Annotated in this window: 2 protein-coding genes and 2 pseudogenes; 2 read left to right on the forward strand and 2 right to left on the reverse strand. The window is 59.6% G+C overall.

Annotated elements, in window-relative coordinates; all coding sequences use genetic code 11:
* Together JCM13995_RS15085 and JCM13995_RS13135 are read left to right on the forward strand one after the other, a co-directional pair.
* Positions 1–376: pseudogene (locus tag JCM13995_RS15085) on the forward strand (hypothetical protein); the annotation flags it as partial.
* Positions 373–1,490, forward strand: a pseudogene (locus tag JCM13995_RS13135) (alpha-L-fucosidase). The pseudogenes JCM13995_RS15085 and JCM13995_RS13135, both read left to right, overlap by 4 nt.
* A gap of 97 nt (positions 1,491–1,587) precedes the next feature.
* Here the strand turns inward: JCM13995_RS13135 and JCM13995_RS13140 are convergent.
* Positions 1,588–2,916 (reverse strand): MFS transporter, encoded by a 1,329-nt coding sequence (locus tag JCM13995_RS13140; protein ID WP_054666442.1) that lies wholly within the window; start codon positions 2,914–2,916, stop codon positions 1,588–1,590.
* Between the two features lie 351 nt (positions 2,917–3,267).
* Complete coding sequence (locus JCM13995_RS17930; RefSeq protein ID WP_162230971.1) at positions 3,268–3,423, reverse strand: LPXTG cell wall anchor domain-containing protein; 156 nt, start codon at positions 3,421–3,423, stop codon at positions 3,268–3,270.
* Positions 3,424–3,649 lie beyond the last annotated feature (226 nt).

Genomic DNA, 3,649 nt, shown 5'->3' on the forward strand with positions numbered 1-3,649 from the left:
AACTGTTAAAGACTTCACCGCACTCAGCGGCCTGACCCCGGCGCCGGCGCGCAGCCCGCAGCCCGGCGATTTCACCCGGCTCAGCGTGCCGCGCGACTTGGCCAAGTACTCCGTGGTGGCGCGCATTGTCGCCACCGCCGTCATCGCGAACATGCAGAAAAACGACGGCACGCCGAAGAACTCGCCGGAAGGGCAGTTCCTGGCCACCATCGTCTGGGACACGCCGCTGGTGCGCCTCGCGCAGCAAAGCGGCGGCAGCCTCAAGCTGTGGATGGTCGACGCGCTGGTCGCCTTGGCCAATCACGGCAAAAAAAAGCTCCTCAGCGCTAACCCACTTTTCAGCCGCCAACCGTTAAAACAGGAGGGATCACCATGAGCGCAGTCAACATTCATCGCCACCAAGCGCCGGCGTGGTTTGAAGCCGCCGACTTTGGCATTTTCATCCACTGGGGCCTTTACAGCGTGCCGGCGTTCGCGCCAGCCCCGGTGACCGGTCCAGGCAAGCACCCGACCCTGTACGAGCAGTTCAAACACCAGCCCTACGCCGAGTGGTACGGCAACTCGATGCTGTTTCCGACCGGCCCGACCGGCCAGTACCACCGCGCGCACTACGGCAACGCGCCGTACTCGGACTTTGCGGCCACTTTTCGCGAGGCCCGCAACGTGGACGTTGAGGCCTGGCCGATGCGTTCGCCGCGGCGCATGCCAAGTACGTCGTGGTCGTCACTAAGCACCACGACGGGTTTGTGATGTACGACACGCAGGTGGAAAATCCGCGGCGGCCCGGCTACCACCTCGATTTTGACTTCGTCGGCCAGCTCGCCAAGGCCGTTCGCGCCCGCGGCATGCGCTTTGGCGTGTACTACTCCAGCCTGCTCGACTGGACCTTCAAGCACGACCGCATTCAAAGTGCCGCGACCTTGCTGCTGGGCTCCGACCACTCCAAGCAGTACCGCGATTACGTCTGGGCCCAGTGGCACGAGCTGATCGACCGCTACCACCCCGACATTTTGTGGAGCGACATCGGCTACCCGGAGGACGCGCGCCTGCCGCAGCTGTTTCGCGACTATTACGCGGCGGTGCCCGAGGGCATGGTGGACGACCGCTGGAGCGACTACCCAAGCTGGATGCGCCACAAGGCCTTGTACCCGCTGTTTAACGCGGGCGGCGCCTACGTGAACTGGCGCCAGGAAAAAACGAACAAGACCGCGGCGCCGCAGTACTACGATTACCGCACGCTGGAATACCACACCGTGTGGACAGGCGCGCCGGATTACTACGAGATCACGCGCGGCATGGACTACTCCTTCGGCTACAACCGCGCCGCCCGCCCAAGCGACTTCATCACCGCCAAGCAGGTACGCGAGATGATCGCGGCTGCCCGCCCGCAGCGCGGCCGCCTGCTGCTGAATGTCGGGCCGAAAGCCGATGGCACGTTGCCGGCGCCGCAGACCAAGGTCCTGCGCGATTTGGCCAGCAAGGCGCTGTAAATTCAATATGTTCTGACTGACCGTCGCGCGAATCGTGACGGTTTTTGCGTGCACCAAAAAGTGCGACCGCCCGGGTCACACTTTTCGTTAGCTCACCTTAGTACTTGTTTTTCATCTGCTTCTGGGCCGTTGCCCGGTCCAGTTCACCGGCGTTGACCTTCGCCATCAGCTGGACGTCGTGGTCGTTAAGCTTATAGAAGGACAGAGCAATCGAAGCCAGCACGGCGCCAATTGCCGGCACCAGCGCAGTGACTGCCCAGAGGCCGCTCAAAGCGCTGGCGCTTTGGGTCACATTTTCGGCCTCCAGCGCGGCAAATGAGCTGGCCGTGATGGCCTTCCAGCCAAACCAGCTCAGCACCGCCAGGCCCAGCGGCGCGTTCATCGAGGACAGCTTCGCGGCAAACGACTGCACGGCAAACGCGATGCCACGCGCGTCGATGTGCGTTTTGAACTCGCCGTACTCCACGATATCGGGCGTGAAGGTCAGGCCCAAAACGCCGATCAGGCCGATTGGAATCGCCCGCAGGACCACCATGATCAGATAGAGCGTCTTATTGTGGTAGCCGACAAAGTACATCGCAAACGCCAGCACTGCCAGCGCAATCATGCTGTAGTAAAACAGCTTGAACTTATCGATACGCTTGAGGATGCGGCCCATGAACGGCGAGAAGATAATGGTCGGGATGGCGACCAGCACTGTCGTCAGCGTGGCAAACAGCGCCGTGCCAAACAGGCAATAGGCCGTGAACAGACTCACCACCTGATCGGTTTGGGTCAGCCCCCAGAACAGGTAGCCCAGGTAATAAATGCCAAGAAACTTGTTGGTGCGCAGGTAGTGAATGATGTCTTTTAAGTGGTAATGGCTCTCCGAACCCGCTTTTGGCTTAATGCGCTCCTTACCGAACACTGACACCGGGAACATCAGTACCAGCGTCATGACGGCGATAATAGCGACCATCTGGGGAAAAGTCATGCCCACCCGCTCGGACACCAGCACCGGCCCGATCACCGTGACCAGAAAGCTGCCGGCCAGTGCGAACAACCGCGCCATTGAGAGCAGCGAATTGCGCTCGTTGACCTGCGTGGTCATGCTGGTGACCATGGCGTAAATTGGCACGTCGCTCATGGTGTAGCTCGTGTCCCAAATGATATAGGCGATGACGAACCACACCAGCTTCATGGTCGGCGTCAGCCCACTGGGAATCAGGAACAATATCAGCGTCGTGAGCGGCACCGTGAAGCTCGCCAGCCGCAACCACGGAATCGCCTTGTTGCCAGAGCGCCAGTGCACCTTGTCGTACAGCACCCCGAACAGCGCATCCGCAAAGACGTCCCACAGTTTAGCAATGAACATCGCCGTGGCCACCGCCCCGACGTTGACCCCGTTCATCATCAGATAAGTCGTGGAAAAGGCTGTCAGGGTCATGTACCCATGGCCTGCCCGGTAAAATAAAGCCAATACGTGATGCGTTCCCGCGGCCGCGTCTCCCTTTTAGGCGTGGGCGCTGCGTTGAGGTGTTCTCAGTCATGAGCGGCTTCCTTTCCCGGCCCCACATGCGGCCGTTGACCTTTTCAACTAATTACAGTTGTCCACGATGATTATACGTTATTTTTCAAAATTCTACCTGTGTCAGCTCGAAAAAGCCGAATCGCACACCGGTCAGCAAAGTGACGAGTTGCGCCCGTCGCGCGGACATTCTCCGGAGGCACAAAAAAACGGTCCCCGTGTAAGGGACCGTTTCTCTGCAACGCTGTGGCAAAAAACGCCTATATCCAGTTAGTTGCGCCGACGCTTGCGTTCCGTGCCAACTGCCAGAAGTGCACTCATCGCACTGATCAAAAGACCCGCAGCACCCAACGGACTGACCTTGTCGCCAGTCTTTGGAAGCGTCTTGCCTTTGGCCGTGTTAGTCGTGCCTGAAGCATTTGCCAGTTTGCTTGGCTTGGTGCCCGTCGTTGACGTATCAACTGTGGTGACCGTCGAAGGTGTTTGATTCTTCGTGCCGGTCGGGTTGGCATTATCGCAGGATTGGTGTTACCACCTGGGTTCGTATTGCCGCCTGGGTTCGTGTTGCCGCCTGGGTTCGTATTACCACCTGGGTTAGTGTCGCCACCAGGATTGGTGTTGCCACCTGGGTTAGTGTTGCCACCTGGGTTCG

This window comes from Lacticaseibacillus camelliae DSM 22697 = JCM 13995, from assembly GCF_001311195.1.
In the GTDB taxonomy this organism is placed as follows: Bacteria; Bacillota; Bacilli; order Lactobacillales; family Lactobacillaceae; genus Lacticaseibacillus; species Lacticaseibacillus camelliae.

Excerpts from the sequence above, each read along its gene's own strand:
- JCM13995_RS13140 (WP_054666442.1), bottom strand. The coding sequence starts at position 2,916 with ATGACCCTGACAGCCTTTTCCACGACTTATCTGATGATGAACGGGGTC.